The following is a 16849-nucleotide window of genomic DNA, read 5'->3' on the forward strand; positions in this document are numbered from 1 at the left end:
ATATGCAAGACCACATTCGCGATCTGATGCAGCGGAATCTATCCGGGGGTCCTCCTAAAGCCGACTATTTCACTGAAAACGAGCCATAGCCTGCTCCCCCGCCCGGTCGGGTCACAATCTTAAGCGAAACTTTCGCGGCCTGTTCCGCACTATGCCTCCTGCTGCAGTACCCACCGGCCCTGCTGCTTGCGCACTACCATCACGCTGCCCAGCGCATACTGGTTGTAATCCACCTCGTAAAAGAAGAAGCCGCTATCACGCGCCGAGTTCAGGCACACGCGTGAGAACTGCATGCCGAGTTGCTGGCCCCAGCTGCCCAGCGGCTCGGGATACTGATGGAACGGCTCATACCGCCAATAAAGCGTATACCCTTCCACAGGTGGCGCAGAAGCCGGCGTAAACTCCCGTGCTACCAGATGAGCCAGCACCGGTTCCTGTAGAAGCTGCTGTAACGCCTGGGTGCGCACTGGCAGATTCGGCTGCTCCAGCAACGACTCATACTCGGCCCGGCATTCAGCCATGGAGCGCAACCGAGGTGCCAGGTTTAGCACTTCAGGCGGCGTAAACTTTTCCGGGTGGGCGGCCACGTACGCCTCGTAGTATGCCTGCTTTTCCGCGGCGGACAATCCTGCTGCCGGCGGCGGAATTATGGGCTCCCCATCCGGCAGGTGTTGTGCCTGCACATCTCCTATATACCGCTGCCAGAGCAACTCGGCCAGCACATCGTGATAGACCTGGTCTTCTTCCTGGCAGTAGTCCGGCGTATAGGCTTGCTGGCCCGCGGTACTGCGTCTGCTCGTCACTACTTCTTCCGTTAAGCTGGCTACGAGCTCCGCTAAGCGCTTATGCACCTCCAGGTTGTAGCCATCGGTAAGCAGAATCGGGTGCAACTCTGCGCGCACCGCTTCAGCCCGCTGCATGTCGCCGCCCACTTGCGTGCGCTCCCAAGGCGTGGGTTCTTCATCGACCAGCGCCTGCACCCACAACGAGACATCCCGCTTTTGCTGCTGGTTGCGCTGGATCATGGCCGCGAGCTGCCGCTGCGCTCGCAGGTAATGGTCCAACAACGCTTTGACCTGTAGGCCTTGCTTTTGCCGGTCCTCCTTGCTGGTCAGCGCGTGCTGTTGAGCCAGCGCGTAGCACAGCCGTAAGCCCTGCCGCAGGCCTTCCAGGGCGTACCAGATAGCGCTCCAGAGTTGGTTGCGCACCTTCCCTTGCGTGTACCACTCCCCGGCCGCTTCGCCGAAGGCCTCGGCCACCAGACGTACCGAACTCACGTAGCTGACAAACCGCCACACGGTACTCTTCTCCAACGGTTGGCTGGGCGAGAGGCTACGCCAGCTGTAGCGGTACTGCTGGGCTTCCACCCGCGAGAGCCACGCTTCGGCTTGCCCGGGGTCCTGCAAACACGGCAGCAGTTGCAAGGCCATGGTACTCGCCTGCGCAAACTCAATCGACGCGTGCGTCCGGCCCTGCGCATCGGCTTGTAGCGCCAAGTAGTCCAGGCCGTCCATGATGCTCGCCAGCCATACCCCCCGCGGCGCGGGCGGGTCGGCGGCGCCCGGGGGCAGCTGATCCAGCGTAGCCCGCAGCAGGGGAAAGCACTGCCTCTGCTCGTATAGCGTGGCTAAGTGGTCAGGCGTCACATATGCTTCCCCTAACAAGCTCAGCAACAGGTTGAGGGGCCAGGGTTGACGGGCCAGCCGGGCGCGCAGCTTGCGCTGCGTCCGCTCACTGCCGAGTAGCCTCGGGAGCAGGCCACTCCAGGAGGATTCGTGCAGCTCGCCGCGAGCCAAGGCCCCGAACAGCTGGGCCAGTTCGCGCGCGGGCTCGCAGGCCGCTACCTGCGTTAGCCACAAAGTTAAGGGTAGCCGCCCGGCAAACAGGATGACGCTGGCCAGCACCAGTTCCTCATCGGTGGGCGGCGTAGCGGGAATTGCTGGGACGGCAAACCCCAGCTGCGCCTTCGCGATACCAGGTGGCGTTGGGCAATCGAATTCTAAGACCGCGCCGTATGCCTGTAACACGTGCCCTAGGTCATAGCCCACCGGGCGGGGTTTGGTTACCTGGGGCACGGGCGGGGGCAGTAGCAAGGACACTACCTGCTCAGTGAAGCCGGGATAGCGCGGTTCCAACACTTGATACGCCTTGCGGCCGTAGCCCGCGAGCAGGGCCTGCAGCAATTCGCCCTCGTACTCGCTAAACTGGTGGGCGGCCTGCTCTGGGGTTAGGGTTTCTGCCGTGACGATCTGCACGCTCGCTGGATCGCGAACCCCCCACTTTCCTAAGGGCATGGTCAGGCCTATTGCGGACATAAAGCCCGGCGCCAAGAGCCCGCCTGCGGCGTTGATACACGCCAACAACTCCCCCTGTTGGTACACAAAGTCAAAGATGGCGGAAAGATCAACTTCCCCTAGCCGCACAGAAGCAGGTACCGAAGACATAAGAACTGATCGTACTTGTTCTCAGGAAGATAAAGACTTATGCAACGAACAAAGCAGTAATATTCAGATTGTTAGATTTATTTGAAAAGCAGATGCCAGAATCCTCCCCTTCACTATCCGTAACCATTACTGGCGTCTTGGACATTTTCCAAACGTCCTACTGGAAAGTGTCCAAGGTTGATCCGTGCCAGGTTGGTAGTTGCCTCTGTGGGTATGTGTGATAAGGCCCCCTTATCGAGGGGAATCGCTAACCAGTAGTGGTGCCGATGCGACAGCTCCACTATGGTCTTGTTTTGTCCAGGACCGATACGGCACCCTAGCTACTTCGTCCGACTACTTATACGTAAATAGCTCGCCGCCTCATTGCCTGCCCCGCCCCCTGCCATCGAGTGCACGCCCGTATCCGGGAGAACTGGCCCGACTTGGCTGCCCATGGCCCGGTCCACGGAATCCACATCAATCTTAGCGTTTGCGGCCGCCACCTGCTCGAAATACACCCGTCGGGCCTTGGCTAAGGTAGCCGAGTCCATCCGCCCAAAGGTGCCCATCCCCTCCAGGACGAGCGTGTCCGTACGCCGGGTGGCCCCTTTGTAAAAGCGGAACGTAGTCGAGCTGCCCAGACAGCCGTGCCGCAGAAAGAGTGTATCGCCGTGGCGACTTAGGGTTGCTTCTTGCTGGCTATAGTAGGTCTGCAGATAAAAGCCAAGGCCCCCGCGAATAAAGCGAATGTGCTGGGGCGGCTCGCCGGGACGTGGCACGGCTGGTACCTGCTGCCATGCCCCCCGCAGATCGGCTTCGGTAGCAGGCGACGGGTGAGCGCAGCCGCTAAGGGTCAGCCAGGCCAGAGGCAAAACGGAGAGGACAGCTTTCGGCAACGGGCGGAGCAGCAGAGAAAATAGCACCACTGGTAGAGCAAGATACGAACTCTAGTAATGGGGTAAAGGCGCTACACGTCCTGTCCTAAAATAGGTTGACAAACCTGATAAGCGTTAACCTATGTTAGGAAAGGTACTCGGGCTAGATGCTTCGTAAATTGAGTGTTTAGTTGTCCTTTGGCTGACCGACAGCGCTCCAAGAAAATATCCAAAACTAGGTGTTGTGTACGGCTCGTCCGAATGCCAAATTTGCTGGAAGAGACCCACGGCCTTGGCCCCTTTTTGTTCCCACGACACCCCCGACTGCGAATCCCGATGAAAAACCCTTCCCGCGCCTTCTACTTGGTTGCCACCTTCTGCCTGCTCTTGGCCTTGGGCGGAGCCTTCCTGGCGGGCTACTATTCCAGCCGCAACGACTCCTTGGCGAAGCTGGGGCAGGGGCTGAGCTTTGGGGGCGCGCTCTCGCTCATCTTCGCCTCGGCTGTGTACAAAAAACAAAAGGGCAACCCAGACAGTCCGCGCTAAGAAGACACGGAGGAATTACGGCCTAGTGCCGGGCAGATGGGCTTGCCCGCTTTGGTTCACGGAAACGGTGGTATTAGCTCAGTGAATATCCCCCCTCCGAACGCTGTCACATTAGTTGAACGGGCTTGACAAACGTTACGTGCCGAAGATGCTGTATGTATGTTTATCAGCTAATCAACTACCTCAACTAGGGTACTTTAAGAACGAAGTAGCCCCTTAGTTTATTCCCTTCAAGCGCCTCAAGCCCGAGAAGGTGGAGCTCCTTCTGGCTACCTTGGCCGTACTGAGTTTGGTGCGTCAAACGCCGGAAAGTACTTAGACTGTCTAACTATCCACTTCGTTTTCTGACTCTTCTATGCGTATTTCTACCTTCTCTTTTTTTCCACTCACCATAAAGTGTCTGTTTTTTGCTCTGGCACTAGTGCTATCCTTGGGAGCGGTAGCTCAACCCACAGCGCCAACCTGGCAAAGTGCCGTTGCCCTCGACGGCTTGTCTGCTAATGTGAGTTCTGCTGCTTTTGATGCCTCCGGCAATCTGTATATATCCCGGCGTTTCTCAGGTACTTTGAGCTTAAGTGGCACCACCTACACCAGTAACAACGGCAGCGCCGACGTGGTGGTACTCAAATACGCGCCGAATGGCACGCTGCAGTGGGCCCGCTTGATTGACTCCCCCGGCAACGACGAGGTGACGGACTTGGCCTTGGATGCCGCAGGCAACGTGTATGTAACCGGTATTTTCACCGGCTCGGTAACCCTGGCCCCGAATATTTCGCTGACTTGGAACGGCCACACTAACGGCCAGTGCTTTATTGCTTGTTTCTCGACGCAAGGCATCCCCCAGTGGGTACAACAAAGCACCGACTTCGCCCGCGCTAGCCGCTTAGCCGTTCACAGCAACGGGCAACTCAGCTTTGTCGGCGCTTTTTTTATCAGCCAGTCGCTAACTATTGGTGGAATGTCGTTGAGCAGTAACGCCGATGCCACCGCTTATATTGGTCGTATGTCGGCGGCAACGGGGGCCATGCAATCTTTGGCACAGCTCTTCTCCTACACCGCCATAGGCTCAAGTCCGCTAACGATAACCTACCCCCGCCTCGCTCTTTCCCCCAACGGCGATGCCTACGTGTCCATTGCCTTCCCTCCCGTCACTACGCTCGACTTTCCCAATTTTAGGCCTGTCGCTCGGGGTAATTATGACTTGGTGGTGGCCAAATACAACCCCCAAAATGGCTTCGAGTGGGCCCAATCCATTGGAGGTGCGGGCAATGACTACGACGCGGGCCTAGCAATAGATGCCAGCGGCAGCCTTTACATGGTGGGCAACTATGATGCTCCCGCCACGTTTGGCACGGCCACCGTACTTGCGCATACCGGCGGCACCGATGCCTACTTGGCCAAGTACTCGCCGCAAGGCGGCTTGCAGTGGGCCGAGCGAATGGGGGGAAGTGGTGACGATGTTTGGCGAGGCGTCGCCCTTGATGGAACGGGCACGGTGTACACCATGGGCAGCTTCTCCACCACCGTTCAGTTCGGACCCAGCACGCTAACCAGTGCCGGCAATACCGACGTGGCTGTGGCCAGCTATTCGCCCGCTGGGCAGTTTCGTTGGGTACAGCAGGCCGGCGGTCCCGGGTCTGAGTCAGCCGCCACGCTAGGCTTCGAGGCCAACGGCGGCGCGTACGTGCGGGGCCAATTTTCCAGCACCTGCACCTTTAACTCAACCGTACTCAGCACGCCGCTTGCCGCCGAAAACTTCATTGCTCGCCTTGGTTCCTTGCCTTTGTCACGGCGCGCCCCTGTAGCCACGGCCATGGCTATTTATCCCAATCCAGCTTCGGCTTGGGTTTCTTTACCCGCTCTGCCTGCTCAAACGCGCGTGCACCTCATCGACGCGCAAGGCCGGGTCGCTCGTACTAGTGTTGTATCGGGCTCGGCCCACGTTTCGGTACTGGGCCTCGTGCCCGGGCTTTACACCCTGCGGGTCATCGATGTACAGGGCCGTCAGTATACCGGACGGGTGATGGTAAAATAATGTCTACTGGTCTCGCACACTTGCATCAAAGTTTATTGCGCAGAAACCTTCCCATCAGTTGCAATGAGAAAGCGGGCACTGTCAAGCACTAACACCCCCTTTTATTCCTAGACCAAGCGTGTCTTACTGTTGTACCAAGTCGAGACGTGTCAGTGGCGGTGCGTAGAGAATCTTCCAGTCGGTGGAAGTGCTGTACCCCAGCCTCTAACATAGCTAACTGCGCTTGGACATGTTGTAAAGGACCATTCAGAAGGTGTCCAAGACACTTCCGTATCCGATTTATTAGCTATGTACCTGTGACAAAGGCCCCTTATCGAGGGTAATGTTTTGCATCAGCCACGGTCCTTTTGTTACTGTAGCTGGCAGCAAGTATCGCCTGCTTCTCTAGTCCATAATTACACTATCTCTACCGACTATTTTACCTTGGTGCGAAGCAGACCCAAGCACCTAGCTGTTTGACTAGCTGTTTGAATTGTGTAAAAAGCTGTTTGATTCTCTTTTTCAGCCCTGAAGCAGGGGAAGGACCTTTGTCTTAGGAAAGGCAGTAAGCCTTTCCCCATGATACCTTCTTGAGCTGAAGAACCATGAGCGAACAAACACCAAATACCAGCAGCCCGGCCAAAACCGCGCGGGGTGCTGCCGAAAACTTCATTGGCACGGCCTGGGTGAGCCTGGTAATACCCCCTGGTAATCCCACCGATTGCGTGGTGGGCTACGTCACCTTCGAGCCGGGGGCGCGCAATAACTGGCACGCGCACCCCAGCGGCCAGCTGCTGGTCGTGACGGCCGGGGCGGGCTACTACCAGGAAAAGGGCCAGCCGGCGCTGCTGCTGCGGGCCGGCGACGCGGTCAGTATTGCGCCCGGCGTGGTGCATTGGCACGGGGCCACGGCCACCAGCCTCTTTGTACACTATGCCATCAACCCCGGCGCCAGTCAGGGATTGGGCGACTGGATGGAGCCCGTGACGGACGAGGAGTACCAAGCCGCCCACCAGGGCTCGTAAGCCCAGCTGGCGCCTTTAGCCTTGTTCAATAGCCTCCTATCCTTCCTGCAAGCAATGAAACGACTGCCTTTTCTGGCAGCAGTAGCTGCCCTTTCCCTGCTTTTTTCCATCCCTATGAACGCGCAACAACCCGAGCCGCTGACCAAGCGGCAGCAAGCCCTTGTTACCATTTCGGCTCTTACTGCCAAGGGCGATTTGCCTCAACTGCATCAGGCCCTAGGCCAAGGTCTCGATAATGACTTGACTATCAACGAAGAAAAGGAAGTATTGGCGCAGCTCTACGCCTACTGTGGCTTTCCGCGCAGCCTGCAGGGCATCAACACCCTGATGAAGGTAGTCGAGGAGCGCAAAGCCCAAGGCAAGCACGACGTGCTCGGCAAAGAGGCCTCGCCGATCACCAGCACCGAACCCAAGTACGAGCGCGGCAAGCAGAACCTGGAAAAGCTCACCGGCAAACCGGAAACGGGCCCTAAAACCGGGGCTAACGCCTTCAGTCCAGAGATCGATGTGTTTCTGAAAGAGCACCTGTTTGCCGACATCTTCGAGCGCGACGTGCTTTCGTTTCAAGAGCGGGAGCTGGCTACCATCGCGGCGTTGGTAAGCCTGGGCGGCGTCGAGCCCATGCTGCAAGCGCACCTCGGCATGGGTATGAACACCGGCCTGACCGAAGCCCAACTCCGGCAGGTGCTGACCCTGGAAGAGAAGAGTATTGGCAAGAAGGAAGCAGACGCGGGCCGGGCAGTGCTGACCAAAGCACTGGAAGCCAAGAAATAGCAGCTACCAGCATCCATCCTAATCATTTCCCTATCCACCACGCTATGTCTACGAACTCGCATAACGGGCTGCTGCAGCCTAATCAAGAACCGAGCAATCACCGCCGTAATTTTCTGAAAACCGGGGCCGTGCTCGGCTCCGCCCTGCTGGCCGCGCCCGGCCTGCTGACTAGTGCCGCCGGCAATACCCTAAGTGCTGAGGCGGCAAGCCGCGCTAGCTTGACCACGCCGCCGGCAGCCTTAACCCGTCGCACGCTAGGCCAGGGCAAAGCCGCCTTCGAGGTAACGTCGTTGGGCTTTGGCTGCATGGGCATGAGCTACCACCGCGGGCCCGCCCCCGACCGGAAAACCATGCTCCGGCTGCTACAAAAAGTCGCGGAGTCGGGCGTTACGCTCTTCGACACGGCCGAAGTATACGGCCCGTTCCTCAACGAGGAACTAGTCGGCGAAGCCCTGGCGCCCTTCAAGGGCAAAGTCAACATCACCACCAAGTTCGGCTTCGACATCCGCGACGGGAAGGACCGCGGCATTAACAGCCGGCCGGAGAACATTCGTAAAGTAGCGGAGGCTTCACTGAAGCGGCTGCGGGTAGACGCCATCGAGCTGTTTTACCAGCACCGGCCCGACCCCAAGGTGCCCATCGAGGACGTGGCCGGTACGGTGAAAGACCTTATCAAAGAGGGAAAAGTGAAGCGTTTCGGCCTGTCGGAAGCCGACGCCGCCACCATCCGCAAGGCCCACGCCGTGCAGCCCGTCACGGCCCTGCAGAGCGAATACTCCCTGATGTGGCGTGAGCCGGAAACGGCCGTATTCCCCACCCTCAAGGAGTTGGGGATTGGCTTCGTGCCCTACAGCCCGGTGGGCCGGGGTTATTTGACCGGGATGCTCAACGCGCAAAGCAAATTTTACCCCGGCAACGACAACCGCCTGGGGCTGCCGCGCTTTACTCCGGAAGCCCTGAAAGCCAACTACCCCTTCGTGCAGGCGCTGCTCGACTTTGGCCAGCCCCGCGGCTTGACGCCCGCCCAGATTTCGCTGGCCTGGCTGCTGGCCCGCCCCGAGCAGGTCGTGCCCATTCCGGGTACAACTAAGGAGGCGCATGTCCACGAAAACATGGCCTCGCTGACCAGCAACATTGCCCAAGGCGAGTGGAACCAACTGGAAGCCACGCTGGCCAAAAGCACGCTGGTCGGCAGCCGCTATCCTCCCGAGCAGGAAACCCGGGCTGCGAAGTAAACGCCCTTACACCATGAACAGGCTCCTGATTTCAACCTTGCTAACTGCCGCGGCACTCAGTGGCTGCCGCTCGAGCCAGCCCTCTGCCAAGTTGCCGGATAATGGGGGCGGTGGGCAGGTCGATGTGCGCACGTACCAGCGGGTCGATACCCTCAACTACACCGGCACAGGCTACCTGAAAATGATCACCGTCCGCAAGAATTACAGCTTGGTCAGCTTCGTATTCGAGGCTGGCGGACGCAACCGCTGGCACCTGCACCCCGGCGCCGAGCAGGTACTCTACGTGACCGAAGGCGAAGGCTATTACCAGCAGGAGGGCCAACCCAAACAGCTGCTCAGGAAAGGCGAGACGGTGGTCATACCCCCGGATGTCAAGCACTGGAATGGCGCGACCCCCACCAGCCGCGTGGTGCTCATCACCATCTCCGACCACGTCGAGCAAGCGCACGTAACTTGGTTTGAGCAAGTCTCGGAGCAGGAATTCAACCAGTAATCAGCTTTCCATCCCCATGCGCTTTCCCCATATTATCTTAAAAACGGTGCTGCTACTCGTCACCGCTGCGGCAACCAGTAATTGCAGCCTCAAGCTACCGGCGCAGTCGGCACAGGTACCGGCTCAAAAGCCGCAGAAGGTACGCTTATCCCGCATCGTGGTGGACTCCACCCAGCTCGAGAGCTACAAGGCTTTCCTGCAGGAAGAAATTGAGGCCTCGATGAGCAAGGAGCCGGGCGTGTTGTCGCTGTACGCGGTATTCGAGCGAAAAAAGCCCAATCACCTGACCATTCTGGAAATGTATGCCACCGAGGCAGCCTACCAGGCGCACGTGAAAACGCCGCATTTTTTGAAGTATAAACAGGGGACGCTCGGCATGGTGCAGGAACTAGAGTTAATCGATACCGACCCGCTAATTCCAGCGCTAAAGATTAAGTAAGGGCTGGGGCGAACGGCAGCCTTCGTTTCCTACTTCGCCTATCCGCATCAACTGTTCATCTCAACTCTCTTCGCTTCCGCTCATGACCACTTCCCGATTTAAACAAGCAATCCTAGCCCTCGGTGCCAGCGTGCTGCTGCTGGGCTTTACCGGCAAAACCATTCCGCAGCAGGGCAAATCCCCTGCAAAGGCCGGCCCTTTCCCAAAGGGGGATCGGGCGCCGGCCGAGCACTTTACGGGAGTGGTCTACATGCACCCCCTGATAAAGGAAGACCCGACCTTTAACGTGGTGAGCGGCAACGTGACCTTCGAACCGGGGGCCCGCTCGAACTGGCACACCCACGCGGCCGGTCAGATTCTGCTGATTACCGAAGGGCTGGGCTACTACCAGGAAAAAGGCCAGCCCGTCCGGCTGCTGCGCCAGGGCGAGGTCATCAAGGCCCAGCCCGGCGTGGAGCACTGGCACGGTGCCTCACCCAAGCAGGGTATGACGCACATCTCGCTCAACGTCAACACCGAAAAGGGAATTGTGACCTGGCTCAAGCCCGTGACCGACCAGGAATACAATAGCTATAAGCCCTAGCCGGCCTTTTTCTTATGCCCCAGATCAGCATCAAGCTCGCGCCGAGCCGCACCGAGGAGCAGAAGCAGCGCTAGCCGCACAAATCGTTATGAACAGCTTACGTATCACAGGGGGCGTTACGGTGCTCACCGCTACTCCGGCCGACAATCCAACCGCTCGCGACTTCGTCACGTTGCTTCTCCTGACGACGAGGCCGCACGACTACGGGGTGGCGGCACGCATCGAGCGACTATCATAGTCTGGTGTGCGTATGTCGGTAACTAATCTTATAACCTACGCGTTGGCTACTGGTACCTACTTGCAGCGTCCTTATTCCAAGATGCTCCCCTACCAGATGGCCGAAAACTTAGCTACCGCCACCAAGGCGGCCATGAACCGCCCGCCGCTGACGCTCACCATCCAGGATGTGGCGGTCATGACTATCCCGGAGGCGCACTGCGACATGGCCGCCTTTGACCGGCGCGACTTGTTTAAAGTGCTGCTGGTGACCGAAGGCGCGAATGAGTTGCACTACGCGACCCGTAGCTACCACATCGACCGGCCAGCGCTGGTGTTTACCAACAAGCTGGTGCCGTATTCGTGGGAGCCAGTGGAGAGTTCGGGCGAGCAGCAAGGCTTCCTCTGCGCTTTCACCGAGGACTTTCTGCAATCGGCTATGCGCGGGGTCAGCCTGCTGGAATCCGTGTTGTACCGCGTCGACGGCAATCCGGTGTATTTTCTGGACGAGGCGCAGCTGCGCTATCTGACGGATACGTTCCAGCGCATGCGCCAAGAGTACGACACGGACTACCCGCACAAGTTCGATTTGATTCGCAACCAGCTCTCGATCATGATTCACGAGGCCACGCGGCTGCAGCCGGCCAGCTCGCAGCACATTGCCCCGGTCAACGCGGCTGAGCGCGTCACGGCGCTGTTTCTGACCTTGCTCGATGTGCAGTTTCCGGTGACCACGCAAATCCACCAGCCCATTCTCAAGAATGCCCAGGAGTACGCCGACCGGTTGGCCGTGCACGTGAACAGCCTCAATCGCTCGGTGAAGGAAGTGACGGGCAAGTCGACGACGACGCACATCGCCGAGCGCCTGGTGGGCGAGGCCAAGGTGCTGCTGCTGCACACCGACTGGAGCATCGGCGACATCGCCGACAGTTTGGGCTTTGAGTACGCCACCTACTTCACCAACTTCTTCAAGAAGCACGCCGGCACCACGCCGCTGGCCTTCCGCAACGCGGGGTAAAAAGCAGGCTGCTAGCCGGTCTTTTCCAGTAGGAACCTGAGTAAAACCAGGTTTCCGGGCTTGCCATGGACAAACCAGATTAGTTCGGTCATCGTGCCTGATGCCGAGTAGGCAGTTAAAGCGTATGCTCCTGAAAAGTCTTTTTAACCAGTCATAGCCACGCTACTAGTACCTCACTACCCCCCCTCGCCGCTCGTCCTACTGAACCACGCCTAGCAAAGGACAGCAGGCAAGTGGTACGGGCTTCAACGCGAATACCAACCCGTAGATAAGCCCACCCTTCAAGCACGTAGGAAATGAGTTCTTCCCCAACATGGCCATGCGACGGCTACCTAAAAACGGGCCTCGTGCTCGGCGGGCTGTGCCTGCTGGCTACGCTAGCCAAAGGGCAAGCCCATCAGGCGCAAGGCAGAATTTTTCCTGCGTTGGCAACGCCAGTGGCCGTTTTTACGGGCGGGGTGGGGAGCGTCTGCGAGGGCCCGGCCGTGTCGCCGGACGGCCAGGTGCTGTTCACGGATATAACCACCGCCCAAGTTGGGGGCATTATCTGGGCCTACCATCCTAAAACGGGCCGCACCAGCCAGTTCCGCACCCCGAGCGGTAACGCCAGTGGCCTGGCCTTCGATGCGGCTGGCAACCTCTTCTTGGCCGAAGGCCCTAATGGCGGCGGTAAGTGCATTACCAAACTGCAGCTAAGCACCGGCCACCGCACCACGCTGGCCGCTTCGTTCCAGGGCAAGCCCCTCAACGGCCCCAACGACCTCACCCTAGACGCCCAAGGACGGGTGTATTTCACCGACTCCCGTTACCAGAGCACGGAGCCCCTCGACCAGCCTTGGATGGGCGTGTACCGCGTCGATGCCGCCGGCAGCGTGCAGCTGCTGGCCGCCGACTTGCCCCGCCCCAACGGCCTAGTATTTTCGCCCGACCAGCGCACCCTCTACGTGGGCAGCTACGATTCGCCTGGCGTGGGCATCTACGCGGCCCTGCCTGCCGATTACACCGGGCCAACACCCCAACGCAGCGGCGAGATTAGGGCTTACACCGTGCTGCCCGATGGTCGGCTCACTTTTCAGAAACAGTTGGTGCAGTTTGAGGGCGAGGGGCCGGACGGGCTGGCGGTGGACGCGGAAGGCCATATTTACGCCGCCGTAGCCAGCCGCTTGGTCGTGTACACGCCGCAGGGCACGCAACTAGCTGAGATGCCCCTGCCGGGGAAGACCACCAACCTGTGCTTCGGCCAGGGTCAGCACCGCCATACGCTCTTTATCACGGCCGCCAAAAGCCTGTACACGCTGCAAACCGTCCAGGAAGGCTGGCCGCTCCCAATACGGCCGACAGCAAGCAAGTAAAAGAGTAGACCCTGCCAGCAAGGCCGGACTTAATTGGTCGTGACAGTTCCTACTACCGGCCGTTCGCAGCTAGTAGGCGGAGCCTTGCCGTCCGAGAACGGACCGGCTGCCCTAGGGAGTGGTTTGAAAAGTGTAAAAAGTCGTTTGAAAACCATTCACCAGCACCTGGGAGTGGGCGATACTTTTGCTCGACTAACCCACTGACAATGAACACCTATTCTTCTGGCTTATGGCAGCTTTTTCTAAGCGGTTTGCTTCGGTTAATCGCCCAACTGCGCTCCGGCCTAAGCGTGGTCTTACTTACCGGGGTAGCCTTATTAGTGCCTCGCTGGTCGCTGGCGCAAGCCAGCAGCCCGCGCACGCAGGTGGTTACCATCGTGGTAAATGCCGGACAGCTTGATTACTATAAAGCGGCGCTGCAGGAAGAAATTGAGACTTCGCTGCGCCTAGAGCCGGGCGTGCTGATGCTTTACGCCGTCGCCAGTAAGCAAGACCCCACCCGAATCACCCTGCTCGAGCACTACGCCAGCGAGGCGGCCTACCAGACCCACCTGCAAGCACCCCATGTACTCAAGTTCAGAGCCCTAGTCAAGGACATGATAACCTCCCGGGACCTGGTGCCCAGCACCTCTCTCGTTCCGCAGGTGAAAGCCACCCGTTAAAAGCAACGATTTGCCGTTGGCGTAGTAGTCGCTGCTTGGCCCCGGCAGCCTGTTCTCTACTTCCACTTCACACCTCGAATAGTATGCAAAAGCGCGCTTTAGGTCAAACCGGCCTGCAAGTTTCAGCCCTGGGCCTGGGCTGTATGGGCATGAGCTGGTCGTATGGCCCGCCCAAGGACAAGCAGGAAATGATTCAGCTGCTACGCGCCGCCGTGGAGCGTGGCGTTACCTTCTTCGATACGGCGGAAGTCTACGGCCCGCTGGTGAACGAAGAGTTGGTGGGCGAAGCCCTGGCGCCGTTCAAAGGAGAGGTGGTGATTGCCACCAAGTTTGGCTTCCAAGCCGGCCGGGGCGACACCAACCGGTGGTCGGTCGTTACCAGCGACCCCAAGCACCTCAAGCAGGTAGCCGAAGCCTCGCTCAAACGCCTACGGGTGGAGGCAATCGACCTGTTTTACCAGCACCGCGTGGACCCCAACGTACCCATCGAGGATGTGGCGGGGGCCGTGAAGGAGCTGATTCAGGAAGGCAAGGTCAAGCACTTCGGCCTGTCGGAAGCCGGCGCGCAAACCATTCGCCGCGCCCACGCCGTGTTGCCGCTGGCGGCGCTGCAAAGCGAATACTCGCTGTGGCACCGCACACCCGAGCAGGAAATTATTCCCTTGCTCGAAGAGCTGGGCATCGGCTTAGTGCCCTACTCGCCCCTGGGCAAGGGCTTTCTGACCGGCAAAATAAACGAAAGCACCCCGCTGGCCAGCGACGATTTCCGCAGCACTCTCCCGCGCTTCCGCCCCGAAAACCGGCAAGCCAACCAAGCCCTGGTCGATTTACTTACCCGCTTTGCCGAAAACAAGCAGGCGACCCCGGCCCAGATTGCGCTGGCCTGGCTGCTGGCCCAAAAACACTGGGTAGTGCCCATTCCTGGCACCACCAAGCTGTCCCGCCTCGAAGAAAACCTGGGTGCCGTGCAAGTGGAGCTGACGCCGGAAGACGTGCAGCAGCTCACCGATGCCGCCTCACAAATACCCGTGCAGGGTGCCCGGTATACCGAGGCGCAAGAGCAGCTGACGGGTCGCTAAACTAGCTGGCTTCAACTCCTACACCCTATGCCCCTCCTCCTGTCATTCGTCAATTCAAACAAGCCGCCGGCACACCGCTTCTGCCGGCTGTTCCGCCAAGAACTTGCCCTATTTGTGGGGTTGCTGGCCACTTCCACGCTCGGCGTGCAGGCCCAGACGACGACGGGCACCACCCCTAGCCAGCCGAAGAAATACCAGGCTACCGCGCCCAAAACGCAGCCCTTCGGGGCCGCCGCTTTCGCCCCCTCCGGCAAAACCACTTTGCGCTGGCTGGGAATGGGTGGGTTCTTTCTCAACAGCCGGGGCACCGCTATCATGATTGACCCCGTGCTGGGAGGGTTCGACATGCCGCTGCTCATCTCCTTTCCCATTGCCGCGAAGGCAGTGCCCCGGCTGGATGCCGTCTTGCTCACGCACGCCGACAATGACCACTACAGCGTCCCGACTACCGCCGACCTAGCCCCGGTGACCAAAACGTTTCACTCCACCGTGTACGTCGATTCGCTGCTGCAAAACCGTCACCTGCCGGCGGCCGGCCACACCATTGGTGACACGTTCCGGGTGGGCCAGGTGCAGGTGAAGCTCACGCGGGCGGACCATGCCTACCAGAATGCCTATCCCGGCATGAGCAAACGCTTCTTCCAGCAGGAGGATGCCTGCGGCTTCTGGCTGGAAACGCCCGACGGCACGGTGTGGGCCCCCGGCGATTCGCGCCTGCTGCCCGAGCACCTGCAGTACCCCACGCCGGATGCCATTCTGTTTGATTTTTCGGACAGCGAATGGCATTTCACCCTGGCCGGCGCGGTCAAAATTGCCAACGCTTACCCTAACACCCCGCTGCTGCTTAACCATTGGGGCTCGGTGGACGCGCCTGACTTTTCACCTTTCAACGCCGACCCGGCGCAGCTGGCCAAGCTAGTCGTAAACCCCGGCCGCATCAAAGTGCTGGCTCCCGGCGAGGCGTACACCCTGAAACGGGTGAAAAAATAGCGCTCAGGTGCATGTTGCTACACGCCAGACAGGCTAGCTCCACTAAGCCCGTCTGGCGTGTAGCAACATGCACCTGAGCGAAGTCGACCACGGCAACGGTTTAACCTAGTACGTCTTGTCCGCCCCACTATATGAGCGTTTTCGTGGACAGTTAACGGGAATATTAGCCACCCGGCTATTCAAGCCGCTAGCCTGTGGCGACTCGTCTCAAAAGGCCATCTACAAAATCAACGTCCTATTATCTGGGCGTTGGTTGACTTCGCTAGACGGGGCGAAAAGGCTATTCTATTCTACTCTCCTAGGGCCTTTTTATAGCAGTGGGGGACTAAAATTACGCGAAGCACTCCAGGCAGTTGACCCACTAAGGAAGCATTGCTTGCGGGAGTACCCCCTACCTGGCGTAGCGGCCACGGCTTTCCCTCACAGAGCCGGCGAGCTACGGGGTAGCGTATGGGCGAGGGACAATAAGGCGTCGTCGCGCAGGCTGTAGTCCACCGGGTAGGAGATGCTCCCCAAAGCCGTGCCCAGTAGCAGCAGGCCCAGAAAAGCGGTTTCTTTGGCAGGGCCATACCCGCTACTGGTTGCTAGGCAGGGAGCACTTCATCAGAATATCGATCTGTTCGTCATCGCCGAGCTTAAATACGTGCTGGTCGAAGGCCACAAAGCCGTTTTTCTGGTAAAACCGGATGGCCCGCGGGTTGTCTTCCCATACCCCGAGCCACAGGCACTCAGCTTGCGCCTGCCGGGCCAGGTGCAGCGCCTGCTCGTAGAGCAGCTGCCCGACCCGCTGGCCGTGAAATTCCTGCAGCACGTAGAGGCGTTCGACTTCCAGGGCGTTGGCCGTATGCTGCTCGGTTTGCGCCGGGCCGGTGTTGACTTTCAGGTACCCAATGACGCGGCCGGCCTGCTCGGCCACATAAAAGGCCGAGTGCGACTCTTGCAGTTCAGCCGTCAGCTTTTCGGCCGCAAAGCCTTCCTCCAGGTAGGTGCGCATATTGTCTTCGGAATTGCTGGCGGCAAACGTCTCCAAAAACGTTTGGCGACCGATGTGCTGCACCTGGCTAACGTCGGCCAAGGTGGCTTGGCGGAGCGTGATGTGTTCCATACGGGGAAGTAGTAAAGTAT

17 protein-coding genes are annotated in these 16849 nt (G+C 59.2%); 14 read left to right on the forward strand and 3 right to left on the reverse strand.

From position 1 onward, the window contains the following. Positions 1-149: 149 nt before the first annotated feature. Together MTX78_RS15145 and MTX78_RS15150 are read right to left on the reverse strand one after the other, a co-directional pair. Positions 150-2444, reverse strand: coding sequence for a hypothetical protein (locus MTX78_RS15145; protein WP_243795990.1), 2295 nt, complete (start codon positions 2442-2444; stop codon positions 150-152). Between the two features lie 320 nt (positions 2445-2764). Beyond that, positions 2765-3349, reverse strand: coding sequence for a hypothetical protein (locus MTX78_RS15150; RefSeq protein ID WP_243795992.1), 585 nt, complete (start codon positions 3347-3349; stop codon positions 2765-2767). Between the two features lie 285 nt (positions 3350-3634). Here MTX78_RS15150 and MTX78_RS15155 point away from each other — a divergent pair, with 285 nt between their 5' ends. From MTX78_RS15155 to MTX78_RS15220, 14 genes are all read left to right on the forward strand, one after another. After that, on the forward strand, positions 3635-3844 hold the full coding sequence (locus MTX78_RS15155) for a hypothetical protein (RefSeq protein ID WP_243795994.1): 210 nt from the start codon (positions 3635-3637) through the stop codon (positions 3842-3844). 355 nt (positions 3845-4199) lie between these two features. After that, positions 4200-5879 carry a T9SS type A sorting domain-containing protein gene (locus MTX78_RS15160; RefSeq protein ID WP_243796006.1) on the forward strand — a complete coding sequence of 560 codons (1680 nt, stop codon included), beginning with the start codon at positions 4200-4202 and terminating at the stop codon, positions 5877-5879. A 584-nt stretch (positions 5880-6463) separates the two neighbouring features. Continuing rightward, the gene (locus MTX78_RS15165; RefSeq protein WP_243796008.1) at positions 6464-6883 is read left to right on the forward strand and encodes a cupin domain-containing protein; all 420 of its coding nucleotides are present in this window, start codon (positions 6464-6466) and stop codon (positions 6881-6883) included. Positions 6884-6937: 54 nt separating this feature from the next. Beyond that, positions 6938-7657 carry a carboxymuconolactone decarboxylase family protein gene (locus tag MTX78_RS15170; RefSeq protein ID WP_243796010.1) on the forward strand — a complete coding sequence of 240 codons (720 nt, stop codon included), beginning with the start codon at positions 6938-6940 and terminating at the stop codon, positions 7655-7657. Positions 7658-7701: 44 nt separating this feature from the next. Then, positions 7702-8892 carry an aldo/keto reductase gene (locus MTX78_RS15175; protein WP_243796012.1) on the forward strand — a complete coding sequence of 397 codons (1191 nt, stop codon included), beginning with the start codon at positions 7702-7704 and terminating at the stop codon, positions 8890-8892. A 13-nt stretch (positions 8893-8905) separates the two neighbouring features. After that, positions 8906-9385: a cupin domain-containing protein gene (locus tag MTX78_RS15180; RefSeq protein WP_243796016.1), complete on the forward strand. Its 480-nt coding sequence runs from the start codon at positions 8906-8908 to the stop codon at positions 9383-9385. A 16-nt stretch (positions 9386-9401) separates the two neighbouring features. Then, positions 9402-9824, forward strand: coding sequence for a putative quinol monooxygenase (locus MTX78_RS15185; protein WP_243796018.1), 423 nt, complete (start codon positions 9402-9404; stop codon positions 9822-9824). Between the two features lie 82 nt (positions 9825-9906). After that, a complete protein-coding gene (locus MTX78_RS15190) occupies positions 9907-10407 on the forward strand; it encodes a (R)-mandelonitrile lyase (RefSeq protein ID WP_243796024.1) in 501 nt (166 codons plus the stop codon). 88 nt (positions 10408-10495) lie between these two features. Continuing rightward, positions 10496-10645: a hypothetical protein gene (locus MTX78_RS15195; protein ID WP_243796031.1), complete on the forward strand. Its 150-nt coding sequence runs from the start codon at positions 10496-10498 to the stop codon at positions 10643-10645. 12 nt (positions 10646-10657) lie between these two features. Continuing rightward, positions 10658-11641, forward strand: coding sequence for a helix-turn-helix domain-containing protein (locus MTX78_RS15200; RefSeq protein ID WP_243796033.1), 984 nt, complete (start codon positions 10658-10660; stop codon positions 11639-11641). A gap of 296 nt (positions 11642-11937) precedes the next feature. Continuing rightward, on the forward strand, positions 11938-12993 hold the full coding sequence (locus MTX78_RS15205) for an SMP-30/gluconolactonase/LRE family protein (RefSeq protein WP_243796040.1): 1056 nt from the start codon (positions 11938-11940) through the stop codon (positions 12991-12993). A 206-nt stretch (positions 12994-13199) separates the two neighbouring features. After that, positions 13200-13655, forward strand: coding sequence for a putative quinol monooxygenase (locus tag MTX78_RS15210; RefSeq protein WP_243796042.1), 456 nt, complete (start codon positions 13200-13202; stop codon positions 13653-13655). Between the two features lie 83 nt (positions 13656-13738). Continuing rightward, the gene (locus MTX78_RS15215) at positions 13739-14734 is read left to right on the forward strand and encodes an aldo/keto reductase (protein ID WP_243796043.1); all 996 of its coding nucleotides are present in this window, start codon (positions 13739-13741) and stop codon (positions 14732-14734) included. 27 nt (positions 14735-14761) lie between these two features. Further along, positions 14762-15724, forward strand: coding sequence for an MBL fold metallo-hydrolase (locus tag MTX78_RS15220; protein ID WP_243796045.1), 963 nt, complete (start codon positions 14762-14764; stop codon positions 15722-15724). Between the two features lie 574 nt (positions 15725-16298). Here MTX78_RS15220 and MTX78_RS15225 read toward each other — a convergent pair. Then, on the reverse strand, positions 16299-16829 hold the full coding sequence (locus tag MTX78_RS15225) for a GNAT family N-acetyltransferase (RefSeq protein WP_243796046.1): 531 nt from the start codon (positions 16827-16829) through the stop codon (positions 16299-16301). Positions 16830-16849: the final 20 nt, after the last annotated feature.

It is taken from the genome of Hymenobacter tibetensis (assembly GCF_022827545.1).
In the GTDB taxonomy this organism is placed as follows: domain Bacteria; phylum Bacteroidota; class Bacteroidia; order Cytophagales; family Hymenobacteraceae; genus Hymenobacter; species Hymenobacter tibetensis.